This window comes from Fusibacter fontis (assembly GCF_055378735.1).
In genome coordinates, this window is sequence record NZ_AP042445.1 from 2,623,591 (window position 1) to 2,642,731 (window position 19,141).

Consider the following 19,141-nt stretch of genomic DNA (forward strand, 5'->3'; position numbering starts at 1 on the left):
GAATCTCTAAAAGCTGCTGATCGAAAGAAAAGCAGCTTTTTTTAAAGGTGAATGGCATGCGCATAGAACTTCAACTTTTCGGAAAACCCAGTTTAAAAATGGATCAAACCAGCGTGGAAATTTCACTGAAAAAAAGTGAAGCCATGCTGTATTATATTGCCTATGAAAAGCGCGTGACACGTGATGAAGTCGTCAGCATTATTTGGTGTGATGTGGAACAGCAAATTGCGAAAAAAAACATGCGAAATTCCCTTTATCGGTTGAAAAAGGATATCAATGACAATCGAGAGGGTGAAATTGAGCTGTTCCGCTGTCCCAATAAACACGTGATGGAACTCGATGATCAATCCGGTATACTGGTCGACGTCGATCGAGAAGATGCGTACTTTCTAAAGCATTACAAAGGAAAATTCCTCGAAAACTTTACGCTGAAAGAATCGGATGAGTTTGAGCGCTGGCGACAAGACGTTGAAAATACGCTGAATCAAAAATATATGAGACTGGCTCAAGAAGCGATACGGCAGGTGATTCAGGAGGGCGATTATAAAGAAGCCCTTCAATTGGCCCTCGTGATGAGAAGAATTGATGATTTTGATGAGTCTGTTGTTAGGCAGCTCATGACACTGTATCATCAACTCGGTCAGTTCAAACAAATTACAGAACTCTATACGCAGTTTAAAACCACATTAGATGAGGAGATGGGGATACAACCCGATAAATCTACGAGAGATCTTTATTATAGCCTCGTCTATGAATCTGGCGAATCCGACGTCACGACGGCTGCTTATTATGGACGCGTACAAGAGACGGAGCACATCAACAAAATGCTTCACATGTCTGCGCTAGGAAAGAATAAACAAGCGTTGATTCTGACGGGTGAAGCAGGCGTTGGAAAGACCAAATTAATCGAAGAAAGCCTCAATAAATACGAGGGCACCTTTAAAAAACTGAAAATGTCGTGTTATCCTGCGGAAACCAACTATGCATATAAGGCGTGGAATGATGTATTTACTCAAATAGCGACTTTGTTGGAAGTTGAGAAAATCGAGATTCCACTGATGATGCGACAGGTATTTTCAAAATTTTTTCCTGGATTTGAAGATTGGACGCATTTTGAATTTACCGAAAATACGGAATCTATCAATGCGGATTATTTAGAAAAACTGATGCTCAAGCTCTTTGAACGATTGCTGCGTCAGACGCGCATCATCCTATATATAGACGATATGCAGTGGATGGATGCGCCAAGTTTGAAACTTCTACTAAGCATGATGCTTCACGTTGACGGATTTGTCTTTGTCGGGACGTTAAGAAATGAATATTCTTCAAATATGGAGTCCTTTATTGCGCAGCTCTATAAATACGATCGATTGACGATGATTCCAATTGAACGCTTTTCAAAAGAAGAGACGTTTGAACTCATGGATTTTCTCTCGGAGGAGCCCATTGAGCATGCTTTAAAAGAAAAAATATATCATGAATCAGAGGGAAATGCCTTTTTCATTGTAGAAGGCACCATGGCCTTAGCTCAAAAGAAAGATCTCGGTCAATTGAGATATAAGAGCATTTTAGATTCTCGCTTTATTGGACTTGAGCCCAATGAGATGAAGGTTTTAGTGATGATTTCGCTATTCTTTGACGAAGTGGAATTCAACCTGTTAAAGCGACTCCTCAATCTAGATGAAGATGAAATATTAGAGTGCATACAGGTGCTTAAAAAACGGTATTTGCTCAAAGAATCCGATGGCGATGATCTCATTAAATTGAAATTTACCCATCATAAATTAAGAGAGCACGTCTATCAACAGATTCCCGTGAGCAAGAAACGCATTTTGCATAATCGCGTAGGCGCTTTGATAGAGGCTTCGCTTGTTGGCGATGGTCGAGATGCATTGACCTATCAGAAGTTGATTTATCATTATAGCAGCGCGGGAAATACACAAAAACACTTGGAGTTTTATATCCGGTATTTGAAAACGTACTTTGATTTTAGTCATGAACTGTATCCGGAGTTGACCAGTCCTGTGAATACACTGCTGGATAAGACGCCAGATGATTACTTTGAGGAGTTGGAACAGTTATTTTCTAAACTCGATCAAGAAACTTCGAGAAAGTTAAAAATCCAGTTTATACATCTCAAAGCGAGGTATGATATCCGTCAAGGGCGTTATCAAGAAGGCATGGAGCTCGTGAAAGAACTCATTGAAGAGAGTCGAGACATTCACGATGATGAAATGCTCTTTAAGGCCTATGTTCAATGGTTCTATTATTTGATTCAAACAGAGCAAATTCAAGATATGGATGATGTCATGAATCAAGTTGCTCCGATGACGTTATCGGCAAAAAACGAAGCTGTGTACTTAAGACTTTTGGGCATTATGAGTTTGATGAAAAAACGCTACGAAGAAGCTTGTGTATTTTTTTCAAATTCGATACAATGTTTTGAAAGGCTGGGAAAATTGGGACGATATGTTCTCAATATTGCGGCTGCATATAATTACATCTCTGAAGCGTATCGGCGTCAAAATAAACTCGAAGAAGCACTTTCATATGTGGAGAAATCCATTGAGCTATGTAGACTTCACAACATCATGAGGGGAAGTTCCATCTTCAATACCAATGCGGGAATGATTGCTTATCAGATGGAAAAGTATGAGCAAGCAAAACTCTATTTTGAAGAAGCTCTGGCGAACTATGAATCTGTGGATACTGTGTGGCGACGAAGCGAAGCAGAAGGCTATTTAGGCGTTATTTTATTAAAACAAGGAAATGAAGCAATGGGTAGGCATTATTTAAAAATGGCTAAACAACATGCTGAAATAATTGGAACACCCGAAACAATCAAATTAATAGATGATCTTGAAAAAATGTTATGAAAATAAGACAGATTTTAATGATGGAAAGGGGACTCACATGAAAACAGACGTACAAATTGCTCAAGAAGCACAAAAAATGCACATTAAAGAAATCGCTAAAAAAGTAGGTGTTTCTGAAGACGAATTAGAACTTTATGGAAACTACAAAGCAAAAGTAAGCTTGGATGTATTAAAAGGTAAAAAGGACCAAAAAGACGGTAAATTAATCCTCGTAACGGCGATTAATCCAACTGCAGCAGGAGAAGGTAAAACCACTGTCAACGTAGGCCTTAGCATGGGACTTAACAAAATTGGCAAGATGACATTTACAGCACTTAGAGAGCCATCGTTGGGACCTTGTTTCGGCGTAAAAGGTGGCGCTGCTGGTGGCGGTTATGCTCAAGTTGTGCCAATGGAAGACATCAATCTTCACTTTACAGGAGATATTCACGCAGTGACAACGGCAAATAATCTGTTGTCTGCGCTTATTGATAACCATTTACACCATGGCAATGCACTCAATATCGATCCAAGTCGCATTACATGGAGACGTGCAATGGATATGAACGACCGAGCACTGAGAAATATGGTGATTGGTCTTGGTGGAAAAACCAATGGTGTGACGCGAGAAGATGGCTTTGACATTTCTGTTGCATCAGAAGTGATGGCGATTTTATGTTTAGCAGATGATCTTGAAGATTTAAAAGCGAGATTGTCGAAGATGATCATCGGTTACACATATGACAATAAACCGGTTACGGCGAAAGATTTAGATGCAGTAGGTTCGATGGCACTGTTATTAAAAGATGCTATTAAACCGAACTTAGTTCAAACACTTGAAAATACACCTGCATTTATTCACGGCGGACCATTTGCCAATATAGCACATGGATGTAACTCTGTTGTTGCAACAAAAACAGCTCTTAAACTCGCAGACTATGTCGTAACAGAGGCAGGATTTGGAGCAGACCTAGGCGCAGAAAAATTCTTTGATATCAAATGCCGTTATGCGGGATTAAAACCAGATGCAGCTGTAATCGTCGCAACGGTTCGTGCACTTAAAAAACACGGCGGTGTTGGTAAAAATGACTTAGGCATCGAAAATTTAGAGGCACTTGCAGATGGATTTAAAAACCTTCAAGTACACGTTGAAAACGTTCGTAAATTCAATGTACCAGCCGTTGTTGCGATCAACGAATTCCCAACCGATACACCAGCGGAGCTTGAACTTCTTGAGAAAAAATGTCGTGAAATCGGCGTATCAGTTGTGTTGACACAAGTATGGGCAAAAGGTGGAGAAGGCGCTGTGAAACTCGCTGAAAAAGTGGTTGAGCTCGCTGAATCAGGCGTTGCGAACTTCAAGCCACTTTATAAACTCGAACTCCCAATTATTCAAAAAATTGAGAAGATTGCCATGGAAATTTACCGTGCAGAAGGCGTTGAATTTAGTAGCAAGGCGCTTAAAAATATCAAGAAATTTGAAGAAGACGGTCTTGGAAATCTGCCAATCTGTATGGCGAAAACACAGTATTCATTGTCAGATGATCCAGATTTAGTGGGAGCGCCTGCAGGATTTAAAATTATGATTAACGATGTGAAAGTATCAGCAGGTGCAGGATTTATTATTCCACTTGCAGGCGATATTATGAGAATGCCAGGACTTCCAAAAGTACCAGCTGCTAATAAAATTGATATTTTAGAAGATGGAGAAATTATTGGATTGTTCTAGTACAAACGAGGTGAAGGTATGCTAGGAACGCTGGTCAATGCAGGCGCAATTATTATAGGAAGTATCATAGGTGTGTTGCTTAAAGGTGGACTGCCTGAAAGAATGAGTCAAACCATCATTCAAGGTGTCGGTCTGTGTGTGATGCTCATTGGTTTAACCGGTGCATTGGAAGGTCAAGCGCATATGATGCCAATCATCTTTTTCATTGTCATTGGAACTCTCATAGGGGAAGGCGTTGACATTGAAAAAAGATTAGAACAATTAGGAGACCGACTTGAAAAGCGCTTTGCAAAATCAGATTCGACGTTTAGTAAGGGGTTTGTCACAGCGAGTTTGCTTTACTGCGTGGGTGCGATGGCGATTATGGGCTCTTTAGAAAGTGGTCTTTTGGCGAAACACGATACCTTATTTGCCAAGTCTGTTCTAGATGGGATCATCTCAGTTGTACTGGCTTCGACGCTGGGAATTGGCGTGATGTTCTCCGCAGTGTCTGTGTTTTTATATCAAGGCACAATCACCATCCTCGCGAGTCATTTGACGTCGGTTTTAACAGATACGGTTATTGTGCAGATGTCTGCTACAGGTGGACTGTTGATCGTCGGACTTGGTTTGTCGATGATTTTGCCACATAAAGTCAAGGTGGGCAATATGCTTCCAGCAGTACTTCTACCGATTGTTTATCATTTTATCCAACAGTTATTTTAATAAATGAAATCTTTGTTATAAATGGATTTGACCCTAGAAACCGTTGGTATTTCTAGGGTCTTTCAGTTTGTCGGGGAGAAGGAGTTTCTATCTATTTATAGGGAAATATAGTATAATAAACAGGGACAAGTGCTGTGTTTGATGTGTTTATGTTTATGCTATATCTAGAGAGGTTCATGTGCTAAAAATTCAGAATACCTATCATTTAAGTCGACACTATTTTGATGTGAAAAAAACAGTGGGATGTGGTCAGGCGTTTCGATGGGAAGTTATTGAAAATGCTGTAATTGGAGTTGTCAAACGATCCGTTCTCGTCATCAAAGAACTCGATGAAGCGACCTATGCCTGTGAGGTTTACGGTGCTTCGATGTCACTTTCAGAGGTGCAGCATTATTTTGATTTAGAACGGAACTATGAAGCGGTCTTGAGCCGACTGGCATTAAAAGATGACTATTTGAATCGCGCCATTACGTTGCATTCAGGAATTCGCATGATGAAACAAGATCCGTATGAAATCCTGATTTCATTTATACTCTCTAGTAACAACAATATTCCGAAGATCAAAATGACGATTGAAGATTTAGCTTGTCGTTATGGTGACCTCATCGGTACATTCAAATTAGGGACTTTTGAAAAGCAGTATTATACCTTCCCAGATGCGCAGAAGCTGAGCGCATTTGATGAACAGACGCTCGTTGCAAAGGCCATTGGATATCGTAATAAGGCGGTTATTTCAGCGTGTAAGCGCATTGTAGATGAGGGATTAAATTTAGATAAACCCTTTGAGCTTTCTTTCGAGGCGGCAGTGGACTGGCTAAAACAATTTTACGGTGTAGGCGAGAAAGTCGCGCAGTGCGTTGCGTTGTTTGGATATTACAAGCTCGAGGCGTTTCCGGTGGATACCTGGATTAAAAAGATGCTTTTAGAAGTTTACCACGTCGATAAAGGGCATGAAGCCTTTATCAAAACATATTTTTCACAGGATGCGGGCATCGCACAACAGTATTTATTTGAAGCTTACCGGTTGGATGCGCAAGCAAAGACACATTTAAAGACCGATTTAAAGACTAATAAATCGCAAGGAGTGTAAGATGGAAGTTTATCTAGGAAGACAACCGATTTTTAATACAAAAAAGCAAGTTGTCGCATACGAAATCTTATACAGAAGCAGTCAATACAATGCTTTTGATGCAAATATAGACGGTGATCTCGCCACGACATCCGTTGTCATTGACGCACTTTTAAACTTTGGAATCGGTAAATTGACGGATGGACGCAGAGTGTATATCAATTTCACAAAAAAATTGTTGATGGATAACTTACCCACGTTGTTTGATCCAGACCAACTTGTGATTGAGATTCTCGAATCCGCTGAAGTGGACGATGATTTAGTGGCAAAATGTAAAGAGTTTAAGTCAAATGGCTATAAATTGGCTTTGGACGACTATGTTGGAGATGTAAAGTTTGAAGCGGTTTTACCTTATATTGACATCATAAAAGTTGATTTTATGTTGCTTGGAAAGCACGAAAGAGAAGCGATTGGCAAGCGGTTTTCAAATGATTCAAAAGTGGTGTTATTAGCAGAAAAAGTGGAAACGCTAGAGGATTTTAATCAAGGACTTGCATTTGGTTATAAATTATTTCAAGGTTATTTTTTTGAACGACCTGTCATTTGTAAAGGAAAAAGTCTGGATGTCTCTACCTATCGCTACATGGAAGTTTTAAAAGAGACCATGACAGAAGAACCGGACTTTAACAAACTCACAGGTATCGTTAAAAATGATTTTTCACTTTCATATAAATTATTACGACTCATTAACTCACCTGCATTTTATACAGTGAGCGAGATTACATCCATCAGTCATGCTTTAACACTTTTAGGTATCAACGAAATTCGAAAATGGGTGACACTCATTATGCTGAGAGACCTAAGTAATGACAAACCAAGCGAATTGATGCGCGTATCGCTGACGCGTGCGCTTTTTGCTGAAAAGTTATCAGGCGAGTTTCAGATGAAAGAACGCTCAACAGAAGCCTTTTTACTTGGGATGTTTTCTCTCATTGACACCATTATGGATAAACCCATATTTGAAGTGTTAGATCCGCTGCCTTTAAAGGAAGACTTAAAAGGTGCTTTACTGGGTGAACGCAATGCCTTTCATCATATTTTGGTGCTTTTGAAAAACTTTGAAACGGCAGATTGGGAATCCATTGATCAGTTAGCGGAAAGCTTAGGAATTTCAACTGTTGAACTGAATCGATTGTATATTGATTCCGTTGAAGAGTCCAATAAATTGTTTTCAGAATTATAGGCATGATATTAGACATATGAAGATTGACATTAGACGATAAACGTTAGACGATAAACGTTAGACCTATGGAGATAGACAATAGATTTTCAGGTTGAGTTGAAAACCGATTGATAAATTATTAGCACTCTCGATTAAAGAGTGCTAAAAAAATATTGATTTTTGAGTGCGACTGTTATATGATATTTTACAGGAACACTTTGTGCAAAATAGAGCCATTAGGCATCCAATTAGATTATTTTTTATAGGAGGAACGTAACATGTTAAGACCACTTGGTAAACGTGTCATCATCAAAAGATTAGAAGCTGAAGAAAAAACAGCAAGCGGGATTGTACTTCCATCACAAGCAAAAGAAAAACCACAACTCGCTGAAGTGTTAGCAGTGAGCAGTGAAGTGAGTGAAGTCAAAGTTGGCGACACAGTTGTTTTCAAAAAATACGTAGGTACAGAGATCAAAGTTGAAGGCGAAGAAGTGACAATTTGTGAATTAGCAGATATTTTAGCGATTATGGAATAAGCACAAGGTAGTATCCTCAACACAAGACAGAACACATAAAATTCAATTTTAAATGGAGGCAAGCAAAATGGCAAAAGATATTATGTTTGGCGAAGACGTTAGAAAGAAATTAGAAGCTGGCGTTGACAAGTTAGCAAATACGGTAAAAGTGACACTTGGACCTAAAGGCAGAAATGTAATCCTAGATAAAAAATTCGGCGCACCACTTATTACAAACGATGGTGTGACCATTGCAAGAGAAATCGACCTTGAAGATGCGTTTGAAAACATGGGCGCACAACTTGTAAAAGAAGTAGCAACACGTACAAATGACGTCGCTGGTGATGGTACGACTACTGCGACATTATTGGCACAAGCAATTATTAAAGAAGGTATTAAAAACGTTGCTGCTGGCGCAAATCCAATGATTCTCAAAGGCGGTATTGAAAAAGCTGTTGTGACCGCTGTAGAAGTCATTAAAAGCGAGAGCGTTCTTATTGAAAATAAAAAAGACATCGCAGACGTTGCGTCTATTTCAGCTGCAGATCCTGCAATTGGAGATTTAATCTCAGAAGCGATGGAGCGCGTTGGAAAAGACGGCGTTATCACTGTTGAAGAGTCTAAAACATTTGGTACTCAACTTGAAGTGGTTGAAGGGATGGAATTTGATCGTGGATTCGTGTCTCACTACATGGTAACAGACGCAGAAAAAATGGAAGCGAATATGGACAATCCATATATCCTCATCACAGATAAGAAAATCAACAACATCCAAGAAATTTTACCAGTGCTTGAGCAAATCGTTCAAAGCGGCGGAAAACTTTTGATTATTGCGGATGACATTGAGGGTGAAGCGCTTACGACATTAATCGTGAATAAACTCCGTGGTACATTTGAATGTATCGCAGTGAAAGCGCCAGGATTTGGCGATAGAAGAAAACAAATGCTTCAAGATATTGCGATTCTTACAGGTGGCGTGATGATTTCAGAAGAATTAGGATACGATTTAAAATCGGCTTCTATGGAAATGCTCGGTCGTGCAAAATCTGTTAAGATCAACAAAGACAAAACGACGATTATCGACGGAATGGGCGATAAAGCACTAATCGATGAACGCGTGCGTCAACTTAAAATTCAAATCGACGAAACTACGTCTGAATTCGATAAAGAAAAACTTCAAGAAAGACTTGCAAAAATCGCAGGTGGCGTAGCACTTATCCAAGTAGGGGCAGCAACTGAAGTTGAAATGAAAGAGAAGAAACTTAGAATTGAAGATGCATTAAATGCAACAAGAGCTGCTGTTGAAGAAGGGATCGTTCCTGGTGGTGGTACAGCTCTCATCGGCGCAATTGGAAAAGTACTTGAACTCGTTGAAACACTTGAAGGCGATGAAAAAACAGGTGCATTAATTATAGCGAGAGCACTTGAAGAACCAGTTCGTCAAATCGCGATTAACGCTGGTTTAGAGGGTTCAGTAGTTGTTGAAAAAGTGAAAAATTCAGCTTATGGCATCGGTTTTGACGCACTTAAAGGCGTTTATGTGAACATGATCGAAGCGGGTATCGTGGATCCAACAAAAGTAACGCGTTCAGCACTTCAAAATGCAGCATCTATCTCAGCAATGTTCTTAACAACTGAAGCAGGCATCGCGGATATCAAATCAGATGAACCAGCAATGCCAATGGGTTCAATGAACGGTATGATGTAAGGCTGAATGAAAGTTAGACTGAATCAAAGTTAGAGTTTGTATTGAATAAAAATAAAGGGCTGTTACACAATGATGTAACGGCCCTTTTGAATGTTGCAATATAAAATGATTGAATGACGAAGCATTTTATCGACCAATAATGTGCTTTATAGCCAATTCAAAAGTCTCGTACTGATAGAGATGGAACATAGAGAGCGCCATAAAATTGGACAGAATAAATTCTGCAAGAACGTTGCTATCTATTGTGCTATTGGAATAATCCGAACTCATTTCGACGACTTTTGCAATTTTCGATATGAGTAGCTTCATATAATCATTTCTGAGTGTGTTGCTAGAGTGTGTATTTTTAATCGTAACGGATTGTTTGCTAAAAAAAGTGGTGTGAAAATCCGCAGTATATTGATCGAAGTGCTTGTAGAGTTCTTTTATTTTTGTCAGTAAATCTCGATTGTCTAAGGCAAGTTGATCGGTAATGTCAAAAAAAGCTTCCCAGTGCCGAATCATGAGTTTTTCAATGATGCATTCTTTGTTGGGATAGTAATTATAGATCGTACCTGCAGCCATTTGACATTTATTTGCGATGTTTCGGATATTCAGTTCATCTAAACTATGGTTAAGGGCAATTTCCTCAGCAGCATCTAAAATTCTCTGTTCAGGATCTTCAATAATTTTTGGCATCACAAACTCCTTAAGATTCAAAAAGAGCATGAGTGTTCATGCTCTTTTTTTAATTTCCATAGGTTACCATGGTTCTCTTCTAGTTTACATGGTTTTGCGAGTTTTTAGAAGACTGTTTTGAATTTTTCAAGATAAATGTCAATACGAATCCAACGGTTGCCACGACCGCAGTCGCTAAGAACATCTGACCATATCCTGAATTGATTGTTGTTTGAAATGTTTCTGTGATGAGGTCAGTGGACTTTTGAATCGTTGGAATCACCATGCCTTGAACATTTCCAGGTAGGATGGATTTTAAGAAGACTTCCAATCTCTCGGCAATGTTCGTCACATCGGCTGATTGAATATACTGAACCATGTCAGCGCTGACGCTTCCGCCAGAAGCATTGAACATTTGACTTTTACCTGGAAAGACAGCTTCCATGATATTTGGAAACACGTTCGTTCCAGCATTGGCGATAAATCCAATCATGATGTTCGGTGAAATAGCCACGCCAATTGAACGCACTAAGGACATGGTCGCAAGTCCTGAAGCGCCTTCTTCTTTCTTAACGCGATTAAGGATGAGATAATTGAGTGGTGCACCCATGGTAAAACCAACGCCAAATCCCATGAACATCAGGCCGATCACTACTGTCGAAAGCGACATGGTCTTAGAAGCAACAAAGGATAAGAAGAGGGTGCCGACGATGTTAAATAAAAATCCAAATTTGAGGACGAAGGCAGCGCCTTTTTTGTCGAGGAGTTTTCCGCTGATTGGAGCGGCAATTCCAGAAAAGACCGCTAAAAGTGTAACGAGATACCCTCCACTACCGTGGGCAATTTTCAACGTGTTTTCAGCAAACTGTGGCACGAAAACCATCCCCATCATACCGACACCTGTGACAAATGCAATGGTTAAAATGATGATCATCTGAGCATCTTTAAAGTAATTTAAGTTAATAATCGGGTCTTTTGCACGCTTTTCAGCCCATACAAGGAGCGGCAACAAAATCACAGCACTCGCTAAAAACACATAGACTTCAGCAGATTGAATGCTTTCGGTGAAATGGAAAAAATCGAGATTTGTAAGTGCATACATAAGACTTCCAATAAACCCACCTAAGATCACAGCACCTAAGAAATCAATAGGGGCTTTTTCTTTTGGTTGATAGTTGGGAATGAAGATGCTTAAAATGAGGATAGCGATTGAGATTGGGACATTGATAAAAAAGATGTATCCCCAGTGATCCATGCCAGCGATATCGATGATGAAACTTCCCAGTGTTGGCCCGATAATGGTGGCAACGCCATATATCATACCGACGAAACCAAGCGCCATACCGCGTTTTTCTTCTGGAAAACTCTGCCCAATAACCGTTGTCGCGATTGGCAAGATGCCACCTGCTCCCACAGCTTGAATGACGCGTGCAGTAAGTAGTAGTGGAAAGCTGTCTATGAAATTGGTCATACCACATAAAAGTGATCCAATACCGAAAACGGCAATACCAAATACATAGACTTTTTTATGGCCGATTCGGTCAGCCATCTTGCTCGTAATAGGCATAGAAATGGCATATGCCAATGTATAGATGGTAATCATCCAAATGCCAGTTTTGCTTGCAACGCCAAATCCATCTTGAATAATTTCACGTGCAGGGGAGACGATTCCGCTGTCGATGGCCCCCATGAATATACCGAGTAAAAATAAAACTAAAACCAATGTTTGATTTTTTTTCATGTGAATATCCTTTCTATGATGTTTGATTTTGTGTAAATAAGATGAACATACCAGATGCTGATTTAATTGAACAACGTTCATAATGGACTAAAAAAATAGAATTTCTTTATATGAACACTGTTCATTTTATATGAAGTGAGGACATTTGTCAATTATGAATCGCAATAAAATAACCTCCATGAGCATCGACCTTTCGGGTCAATCTCATGGAGGTTCATTTTCATAAATCACGTATTTAATAACGTTTACTTAATAACGTCAATCGTCTTTCTCATCAATAGGAAGACAGAAGCTGTGATGATCAGTTCTGGGAGCATGTAAGAACCGTTATATACGAAAGAGTACCAAACTGGATGCATCGTCTCAGGTGCATATGAAGCAAAGAAGATAAAACCTGAGAGAAAATGTGCTAAGAATCGGCCTGTTAATCCAATGGTAATGCCTGTCACCACTTTTGAGACAGAAGCACTTTGCTTAATGAAAAATCCTGCCATACCGATCAAACCAAAGGCAAGTGGGTAATCAATGATCACTGAAAGTGGATGCGCTGCATACGGTTCAATGGCAAATTGTAAAAGACCGTAAACTGCTCCAACAAACATTCCTTGAACGCCACCCCAGCGATATGCAAAGATGATGAGTGGCACCATACTGCCAGCGGTAACTGAACCGCCATTGAGCCAAAGGGGTGTTTTGAACTTGATAAAACTTAAAACTGTTGCAATTGCGATCATCATCGCGCCTTCCACGAGCATTTTCGTAGAAAAACCTTTCTTTCTTTCCATAGTAAACCTCCATTTAAATGTATTTCGCATCTAAATGATTCTTAGTGCATAATAAAAAACACGCCTGGAATACAGGCGTGGTCTGATTTTCATTATTCCACACTTTCCTCCGCTAGCTCTAACTAGTTCAGGTTCAAAGGGTTACGCATACGCGCTCTCAGCTTTTAAGCACCCCTAGGTGAATCATTTTTTAGTTTCGTGTTTATGATACCACATTTTGTGGTTCTTGTAAATCTTCACTGTACTGTAAGCGGTACAAATCGTAGTACATGCCGCGTTTAGACAAGAGTTCTTGATGGTTGCCCATCTCTTTAATTTCGCCCTTGCTCATGACGATGATTTGATTCGCATGTTGAATGGTTGAGAGACGGTGTGCCACGATCAAAGTCGTTCGATTTTGAATGATCTTATTGATGGCATCTTGTATTAAGAGTTCTGTCTCTGTATCGATATTTGAAGTTGCTTCGTCGAGAATTAAGATGCCTGGGTTAAAGACCAATGCTCTTGCAAAAGACAAGAGTTGTCGTTGTCCGGCAGAGAGTGTCGCTCCACGCTCGACCACAGGTTCATCATATCCTTTCGGAAGTTTTGAGATAAATCCATGTGCGTTGACGTACTTGGAAATTTCCTCGATGGTCTCCATGGAGATGGATTGATCGTAAAGGCGAATATTGCTCTTAATATCGCCTGAAAATAAGAAGACATCTTGTAAAACAATGCCGATATGTTCTCTTAAATGGTGAATATCCATCTTTTTAATGTCGATGCCGTCCAGTAAAATCTGTCCTCTTTGAATATCGTAAAAACGATTGAGCAAACTGATAATCGTCGTCTTACCCGAACCCGTTGCACCAACAAGAGCGATGGATTCGCCTGCCTTGGCTTTGAAGCTCACGCCTTTGAGCACATAGTCCTCATCGGTCTCAGGATGTTGCATATAACTGAACCAGACGTCTTTAAATTCAATCTCTCCTTTAAATAAGTCTTTTTCAATCTGTAAAGGCATTTGACAGTTTTCGATGCTGCTTTTTTCATCTAGCAATAAAAAAACGCGCTCAGCACTTGCCATGGAAGACTGTAAAATATTGAATTTTTCACTTAAATCCATAATCGGTCTAAAAAACTGTTGGGTATAGGTGATAAATGCAACCAATACGCCCAGTTGAACAGCACCTTTGATGGCCTCACCACCGCCAAACCAAAGAAGTAGCGCCAGTGAGATGGAATAAGCAAAGTTCATCGTCGGTCTAAAGATGGCATATACATGCGTTTCCTCGATGGAGCTGTTGAGAAAATCTTCGTTAATGGCATCAAAATCCTTGTAAATGCCCTTTTCCTTGTTAAAAATCTGAATAATTTTCATACCGTTGATGTTTTCTGCCAAAGTGGCATTGATGCGGGCGATTTTGACTTTCACTTCTCTTTGAACATCACGTGCTTTTCGTCTAAAAATAGAAGCTGCTAAAATTACCAGTGGCATTGTACTAAAGCAGATTAACGTAAGTTTTAGGTCGATTACCGCCATGACCACAACTGTTCCAATCAGAAGAATAAAGTCTTTGATGGAAGTGACGATGACATTGGTAAACATCTCGTTGATATTTTCCATGTCGTTGGAAACTCTCGTTACCAATCGGCCCACGGGGTTTTTATCAAAGAAGCTTAAATCCATATCTTGAAGGTGGCTATATAGCTCTTCTCTCATGGTGTAGATGATCTTTTGACTTGCGAAGTTTAACAGATACGTATGCCCAAATGAAAAAAAGAAACTTAATATCAGAAGGCCTGCGAGCGAAGCTGTTAAAAAGACAATCTGACTTTTATTGTGGGCGTTTAATGCCGTCTGAAGCTCGCCTTCAAGAGGTCTATAGGCATAGGTCTTTCCCGCTAAAGTGATCGCTTGCTGCTTAGAATCCACAGAAAATCCTTCTAATGAATCCGTTGGAGTGAGTCCTATGATCAACAGCTGATCTTGTTCGTCTTTATAAACGGTGACGGGTTGATGTGTTGATTTTACATCACTAAAATCCAATATCCTTGGAAAATAGAAATCTTGAGCAGTTAATTGACTCTTCTCAGCAGACTCAGGATTTAAATAGATTAACTGCTGTTTAGGCGCAATATAATCGTCCAGCGCCACTTTTGTTAAATAGGGAATGGCTAAATCCAGTGCAGTGACAAGCAACATCATGACGATGCTGATGAGCAATAAGATGGTTTGAGGTTTTGCATATCGCAGGAGTCGCTTCATGATGCCTGCATCAAATGATTTTTCGATGGTTTGTTCGCGATGAATAGTATCTGCCATGTCTACACCTCCGATAGCTTTTCTTCAAGTAGTTGTTTGTTATACATGTCGGTGTAGATGCCATTTAAGGCGATAAGTTCATCGTGTGTACCTCTTTCGGCGATAGCCCCATCGGATAGAACAATGATTTGATCCGCATGCTTAATCGTGGAAATACGATGGGCGATGAGAATACTCGTCGTTTCTTTAAGGGTTTCTTTTAAATGGGTTAAGATACTCTCTTCTGTTTTGGTATCTACAGCAGATAGTGAGTCGTCCAGTATGATGATTTCTGGCTTTTTTGAAAGAGCCCGTGCAATGGAAACGCGCTGTTTTTGACCACCAGACATATTGACGCCGCGCTCTCCCAATTCTGTTTCGAATCCGTGAGGAAATGCTTGGATTTCATCGTAGATATGGGCAATTTTTGTATAGTGCGCGACATCTTCCTCTGAAATCTCATCTAAACCAAAACCGACGTTGTAATGAATGGTTTTAGAGAAGAGGAAATTATCTTGAGGAACGTAACCAATCATGTCACGTATCTTGTGAACGGGAATTTGATTGAGGTCATATCCGCCGATTTTGATCGATCCATTTTCTACATTATATAGTTTTAATAATAGATTCACTAAAGTGGTTTTTCCACTACCTGTTTTGCCCACAATGGCCAACGTTTCGCCTTTTTTGAGCTCAAACGAAATGTCTTTTAAGACATCTGCTTTGGTATGTGGATATCTGAAAGTGAGATGGTTCACTTCTATTTCTGGCGTCACGGTATATTGACCGTTTAAGGATTCAATTACGGATAAATCGATAATTTCTGGAGGGGTTTCAAGGATTGTATTGAGCCTTTTTAAGGAAACTTGTCCTCTTTGTAGCATATTGTACACAAACCCAAGTGCCATCATTGGCCATGATAACATGCCAATATACGTTAGAAATGCTACAAATGCGCCAACGGTTATTTGACCATCGATTACGAGGAATCCGCCATAAATCATGCCGATGAGCGTACTGAGCATAGCAATCAATCCCACGAGAGGATGCACAACTCCAAAGAGTCGGACTAAATGGATGTTCTTATCGAAGTTGATTTGATTTTTTTCATTAAAATGATTTAGTGCCGATGATTCTTGAACGAAAGACTTGATGATGCGAATGCCCGAATAATTTTCTTGTGTGACATCCGTCAAATCCGAAAAGGCCTCTTGAACCTTTTGAAAGCGCTTACGCACTTGCTTTCCAAGACCGATGATAAACACCACGATGAGTGGTAGAGGGATCAAGGCAACAATGGTAAGCTTAAAATCAATCTTAAAGATCATGATAAAAATGGTCATGAGACCCATGAATATTGCATCGATCAGCATGATAACACCATTTCCAAAGGCATTTCGCACAGAGGCGATGTCGTTGGTACAGTGCGCCATGAGGTCGCCTGTTTTGTGGTGGTTAAAGTAATTGAGACTCATTTTTTCAAGATGGGCAAAGACCTCGTTTCTAAGCCAATACTCCATCTTTTTAGCGGTGGCGATAATCGTCATGCGCCATCCATATCGACCAATCGCCACCACTGTGGCAATGATCAGGGTATAAAGTATGTAGCGTCCAATTAAGGGCATAGTAAGGGTGCCTTGACTGAGTGCATCGGTAAATGCACCGATAATCAGCGGGGTGATAAGTTGTAGGCCATCGATCAGGATCAGTAGAAAGATACCGAGCAAGTAAGCGCCTAGGTGTTTCTTGATGAAGGGGCTGATAAATCTGAAATCACTCATTTTTTCCTCCGTAGTGGCAATAAAACAGTAAGAGTTACAGAGAGGGGTTTGGATGGTTCGTGCGAGCTCTCGACGATTTGTCGACAGCTTCTGAACGGGTGAACACTTATTCATTATACCGGAACATACGTTCTTTGTAAAATGAAAAATGGCAGTGTCTATTTCGTAACGACGGAAATAGTTAGGGACACTGCCTAATTATTTTATCATATATTATGGTGATGGGAAGTGGAAATATGCGCGTCATGAAAATGTAATGTTGAGGGTGTTTTATTGTGACAACTTACTAATTATTGACAAATCTTAATAGGAATTCTTTTGACAAATGCGCTTCCTTTGTTGACAAAGCGGGTCAAAAGTGTTATTTTGTTTAGTAACATTAAGCACAAAACTGAAGACAATGCACTCATATAATTCCAAATGAAATGGCTTGGAAGTCTCTACGCGGTTGCCTAAATCGCACTATGGGTTGTATCTTAAATAGTTCGACGAGCTTTCATTTAGCGCTAGAACGAACCTAAGGACAACCATGAGGTTGTCTTTTTTATTTGTTCGAACTATGCTATGGAGGGAAGTTATGGAAGAAAAGTTAGTCAAGACGGGATTGACATATGATGATGTGTTATTAATTCCGCAGCGTTCAGAAGTATTGCCAAATCAAGTCAGTGTTAAAACAAAACTCACGAAGAAAATCAATCTCAATTTACCGATCATCAGCGCAGGGATGGATACTGTAACCGAAGCAAAACTCGCCATCGCCATTGCACGCGAAGGCGGTATTGGCATCATTCATAAAAATATGAGCATTGAACAACAAGCACTTGAAGTGGATAAGGTGAAACGTTGTGAACATGGCGTCATCGTCGATCCATTTTCACTCACGCCAAAACACCAAGTGAAAGATGCTGAGCAACTCATGTCGCGTTACCGCATCTCTGGCGTACCAATTGTGGATGAGCAGCACAAATTGGTGGGCATTATCACAAACAGGGACATTCGTTTTGAGCCGGATATGGAAGCGTATATCGGCGATGTCATGACAAAGGATTCACTAATTACAGGTCCGGCGGATATCAGTTTAGAAGATGCAGGCATGATTTTACGAAAACACAAAATTGAAAAGTTACCACTTGTAGACGATCATGGTCTATTGATGGGACTTATTACGATAAAAGATATAGAGAAGCAAGTGAAATATCCAAATCGCGCGACAGATGAAAGAGGAAGACTCCTTGCAGGTGCAGCGATTGGAATTGGTTCAGATATGATGGATCGCGTGGCAGCGCTTGTAAAAGCGGGTGTCGATGTCGTTGCACTGGATTCGGCGCATGGCCATAGCGTCAATGTAATAGAATCGGTTAGAAAAATTAAAACAGCTTATCCAGAGCTTGATGTGATAGCAGGCAATGTGGCAACAGCAGAAGCGACGCTGGATTTGATCAAAGCGGGAGCGGACTGTATTAAAGTAGGAATTGGACCGGGCTCAATCTGTACAACACGCGTTGTGGCAGGGATCGGCGTTCCTCAGATCACGGCAGTTTACGACTGTGCAAAAGCAGCGAAGCCTTATGGAATTCCTGTGATTGCAGACGGCGGAATTAAGTATTCAGGCGATATTCCAAAAGCCATCGCAGCAGGCGCACATGTGGTCATGCTCGGTTCACTCTTTGCCGGAACTGAAGAAAGTCCAGGCGAAATCGTGATGTATCAAGGAAGAAGCTTTAAAACATACCGCGGTATGGGCTCGACAGGTGCCATGGAAGCAGGTTCAAAAGACCGTTATTTCCAAAATGACACGAAAAAATTTGTTCCAGAAGGCGTTGAAGGCCGTGTGCCATATAGAGGCTACCTCAAAGACATCATTTATCAACTCGTTGGCGGCTTAAAATCAGGTATGGGCTACTGCGGAACCGCTACAATAGAAGACCTTCAGACTTACGGCAAATTCATTCGCATCACCAATGCGGGTCTAAAAGAATCCCATCCACATGATGTGGCGATTACAAAAGAACCACCAAATTACAGCATTTCAAGTTCGGATAAGTAATATGTAAGTGAGAAGAAAAAGTAAGTCTTTTGGAGGATAG

General features: G+C 40.2%; 13 protein-coding genes and 2 riboswitches. Of the genes, 8 read left to right on the plus strand and 5 right to left on the minus strand.

Features of this window, described 5'->3' with window-relative positions; all coding sequences use genetic code 11:
• Positions 1–56: 56 nt before the first annotated feature.
• From ACZ41W_RS11750 to groL, 7 genes are all read left to right on the plus strand, one after another.
• Positions 57–2,876 (plus strand): AAA family ATPase, encoded by a 2,820-nt coding sequence (locus ACZ41W_RS11750; RefSeq protein WP_464312175.1) that lies wholly within the window; start codon positions 57–59, stop codon positions 2,874–2,876.
• A gap of 37 nt (positions 2,877–2,913) precedes the next feature.
• Positions 2,914–4,584, plus strand: coding sequence for a formate--tetrahydrofolate ligase (locus ACZ41W_RS11755; RefSeq protein ID WP_464312176.1), 1,671 nt, complete (start codon positions 2,914–2,916; stop codon positions 4,582–4,584).
• 18 nt (positions 4,585–4,602) lie between these two features.
• Positions 4,603–5,289, plus strand: coding sequence for a DUF554 domain-containing protein (locus ACZ41W_RS11760; protein ID WP_464312177.1), 687 nt, complete (start codon positions 4,603–4,605; stop codon positions 5,287–5,289).
• A gap of 178 nt (positions 5,290–5,467) precedes the next feature.
• Complete coding sequence (locus tag ACZ41W_RS11765) at positions 5,468–6,379, plus strand: DNA-3-methyladenine glycosylase family protein (RefSeq protein WP_464312178.1); 912 nt, start codon at positions 5,468–5,470, stop codon at positions 6,377–6,379.
• A 1-nt stretch (position 6,380) separates the two neighbouring features.
• On the plus strand, positions 6,381–7,601 hold the full coding sequence (locus ACZ41W_RS11770) for an EAL and HDOD domain-containing protein (protein ID WP_464312179.1): 1,221 nt from the start codon (positions 6,381–6,383) through the stop codon (positions 7,599–7,601).
• A gap of 257 nt (positions 7,602–7,858) precedes the next feature.
• Positions 7,859–8,116 carry a co-chaperone GroES gene (locus ACZ41W_RS11775; RefSeq protein ID WP_464312180.1) on the plus strand — a complete coding sequence of 86 codons (258 nt, stop codon included), beginning with the start codon at positions 7,859–7,861 and terminating at the stop codon, positions 8,114–8,116.
• Between the two features lie 67 nt (positions 8,117–8,183).
• Complete coding sequence (groL, locus tag ACZ41W_RS11780; RefSeq protein ID WP_464312181.1) at positions 8,184–9,803, plus strand: chaperonin GroEL; 1,620 nt, start codon at positions 8,184–8,186, stop codon at positions 9,801–9,803.
• A gap of 126 nt (positions 9,804–9,929) precedes the next feature.
• Here the strand turns inward: groL and ACZ41W_RS11785 are convergent, their stop codons facing one another.
• The 5 genes from ACZ41W_RS11785 to ACZ41W_RS11805 all read right to left on the minus strand — a co-directional run bounded on the left by ACZ41W_RS11785 (position 9,930) and on the right by ACZ41W_RS11805 (position 17,054).
• On the minus strand, positions 9,930–10,481 hold the full coding sequence (locus ACZ41W_RS11785) for a TetR/AcrR family transcriptional regulator (RefSeq protein WP_464312182.1): 552 nt from the start codon (positions 10,479–10,481) through the stop codon (positions 9,930–9,932).
• A 79-nt stretch (positions 10,482–10,560) separates the two neighbouring features.
• Positions 10,561–12,201, minus strand: a complete 1,641-nt coding sequence (locus tag ACZ41W_RS11790; RefSeq protein WP_464312183.1) for a DHA2 family efflux MFS transporter permease subunit — start codon at positions 12,199–12,201, stop codon at positions 10,561–10,563.
• A gap of 245 nt (positions 12,202–12,446) precedes the next feature.
• Positions 12,447–12,986: an energy-coupled thiamine transporter ThiT gene (gene thiT, locus ACZ41W_RS11795; protein WP_464312184.1), complete on the minus strand. Its 540-nt coding sequence runs from the start codon at positions 12,984–12,986 to the stop codon at positions 12,447–12,449.
• Positions 12,987–13,072: 86 nt separating this feature from the next.
• A riboswitch (TPP riboswitch) is annotated at positions 13,073–13,172 on the minus strand.
• A 16-nt stretch (positions 13,173–13,188) separates the two neighbouring features.
• Positions 13,189–15,294: an ABC transporter ATP-binding protein gene (locus tag ACZ41W_RS11800; RefSeq protein ID WP_464312185.1), complete on the minus strand. Its 2,106-nt coding sequence runs from the start codon at positions 15,292–15,294 to the stop codon at positions 13,189–13,191.
• A gap of 2 nt (positions 15,295–15,296) precedes the next feature.
• A complete protein-coding gene (locus tag ACZ41W_RS11805; RefSeq protein WP_464312186.1) occupies positions 15,297–17,054 on the minus strand; it encodes an ABC transporter ATP-binding protein in 1,758 nt (585 codons plus the stop codon).
• 386 nt (positions 17,055–17,440) lie between these two features.
• A riboswitch (purine riboswitch) is annotated at positions 17,441–17,539 on the plus strand.
• A 92-nt stretch (positions 17,540–17,631) separates the two neighbouring features.
• Between ACZ41W_RS11805 and guaB the strand changes: the two genes are divergently transcribed.
• Positions 17,632–19,101 (plus strand): IMP dehydrogenase, encoded by a 1,470-nt coding sequence (gene guaB, locus ACZ41W_RS11810; protein ID WP_464312187.1) that lies wholly within the window; start codon positions 17,632–17,634, stop codon positions 19,099–19,101.
• Positions 19,102–19,141: the final 40 nt, after the last annotated feature.

Bases quoted from the DNA above. Each gene is read 5' to 3' on its own strand.
- ACZ41W_RS11750 (WP_464312175.1), top strand. From the start codon at position 57: ATGCGCATAGAACTTCAACTTTTCGGAAAACCCAGTTTAAAAATGGAT.
- ACZ41W_RS11755 (WP_464312176.1), top strand. From the start codon at position 2,914: ATGAAAACAGACGTACAAATTGCTCAAGAAGCACAAAAAATGCACATT.
- ACZ41W_RS11760 (WP_464312177.1), top strand. From the start codon at position 4,603: ATGCTAGGAACGCTGGTCAATGCAGGCGCAATTATTATAGGAAGTATC.
- ACZ41W_RS11770 (WP_464312179.1), top strand. From the start codon at position 6,381: ATGGAAGTTTATCTAGGAAGACAACCGATTTTTAATACAAAAAAGCAA.
- ACZ41W_RS11775 (WP_464312180.1), top strand. From the start codon at position 7,859: ATGTTAAGACCACTTGGTAAACGTGTCATCATCAAAAGATTAGAAGCT.
- groL (WP_464312181.1), top strand. From the start codon at position 8,184: ATGGCAAAAGATATTATGTTTGGCGAAGACGTTAGAAAGAAATTAGAA.
- ACZ41W_RS11785 (WP_464312182.1), bottom strand. From the start codon at position 10,481: ATGCCAAAAATTATTGAAGATCCTGAACAGAGAATTTTAGATGCTGCT.
- ACZ41W_RS11790 (WP_464312183.1), bottom strand. From the start codon at position 12,201: ATGAAAAAAAATCAAACATTGGTTTTAGTTTTATTTTTACTCGGTATA.
- thiT (WP_464312184.1), bottom strand. From the start codon at position 12,986: ATGGAAAGAAAGAAAGGTTTTTCTACGAAAATGCTCGTGGAAGGCGCG.
- ACZ41W_RS11800 (WP_464312185.1), bottom strand. From the start codon at position 15,294: ATGGCAGATACTATTCATCGCGAACAAACCATCGAAAAATCATTTGAT.
- ACZ41W_RS11805 (WP_464312186.1), bottom strand. From the start codon at position 17,054: ATGAGTGATTTCAGATTTATCAGCCCCTTCATCAAGAAACACCTAGGC.
- guaB (WP_464312187.1), top strand. From the start codon at position 17,632: ATGGAAGAAAAGTTAGTCAAGACGGGATTGACATATGATGATGTGTTA.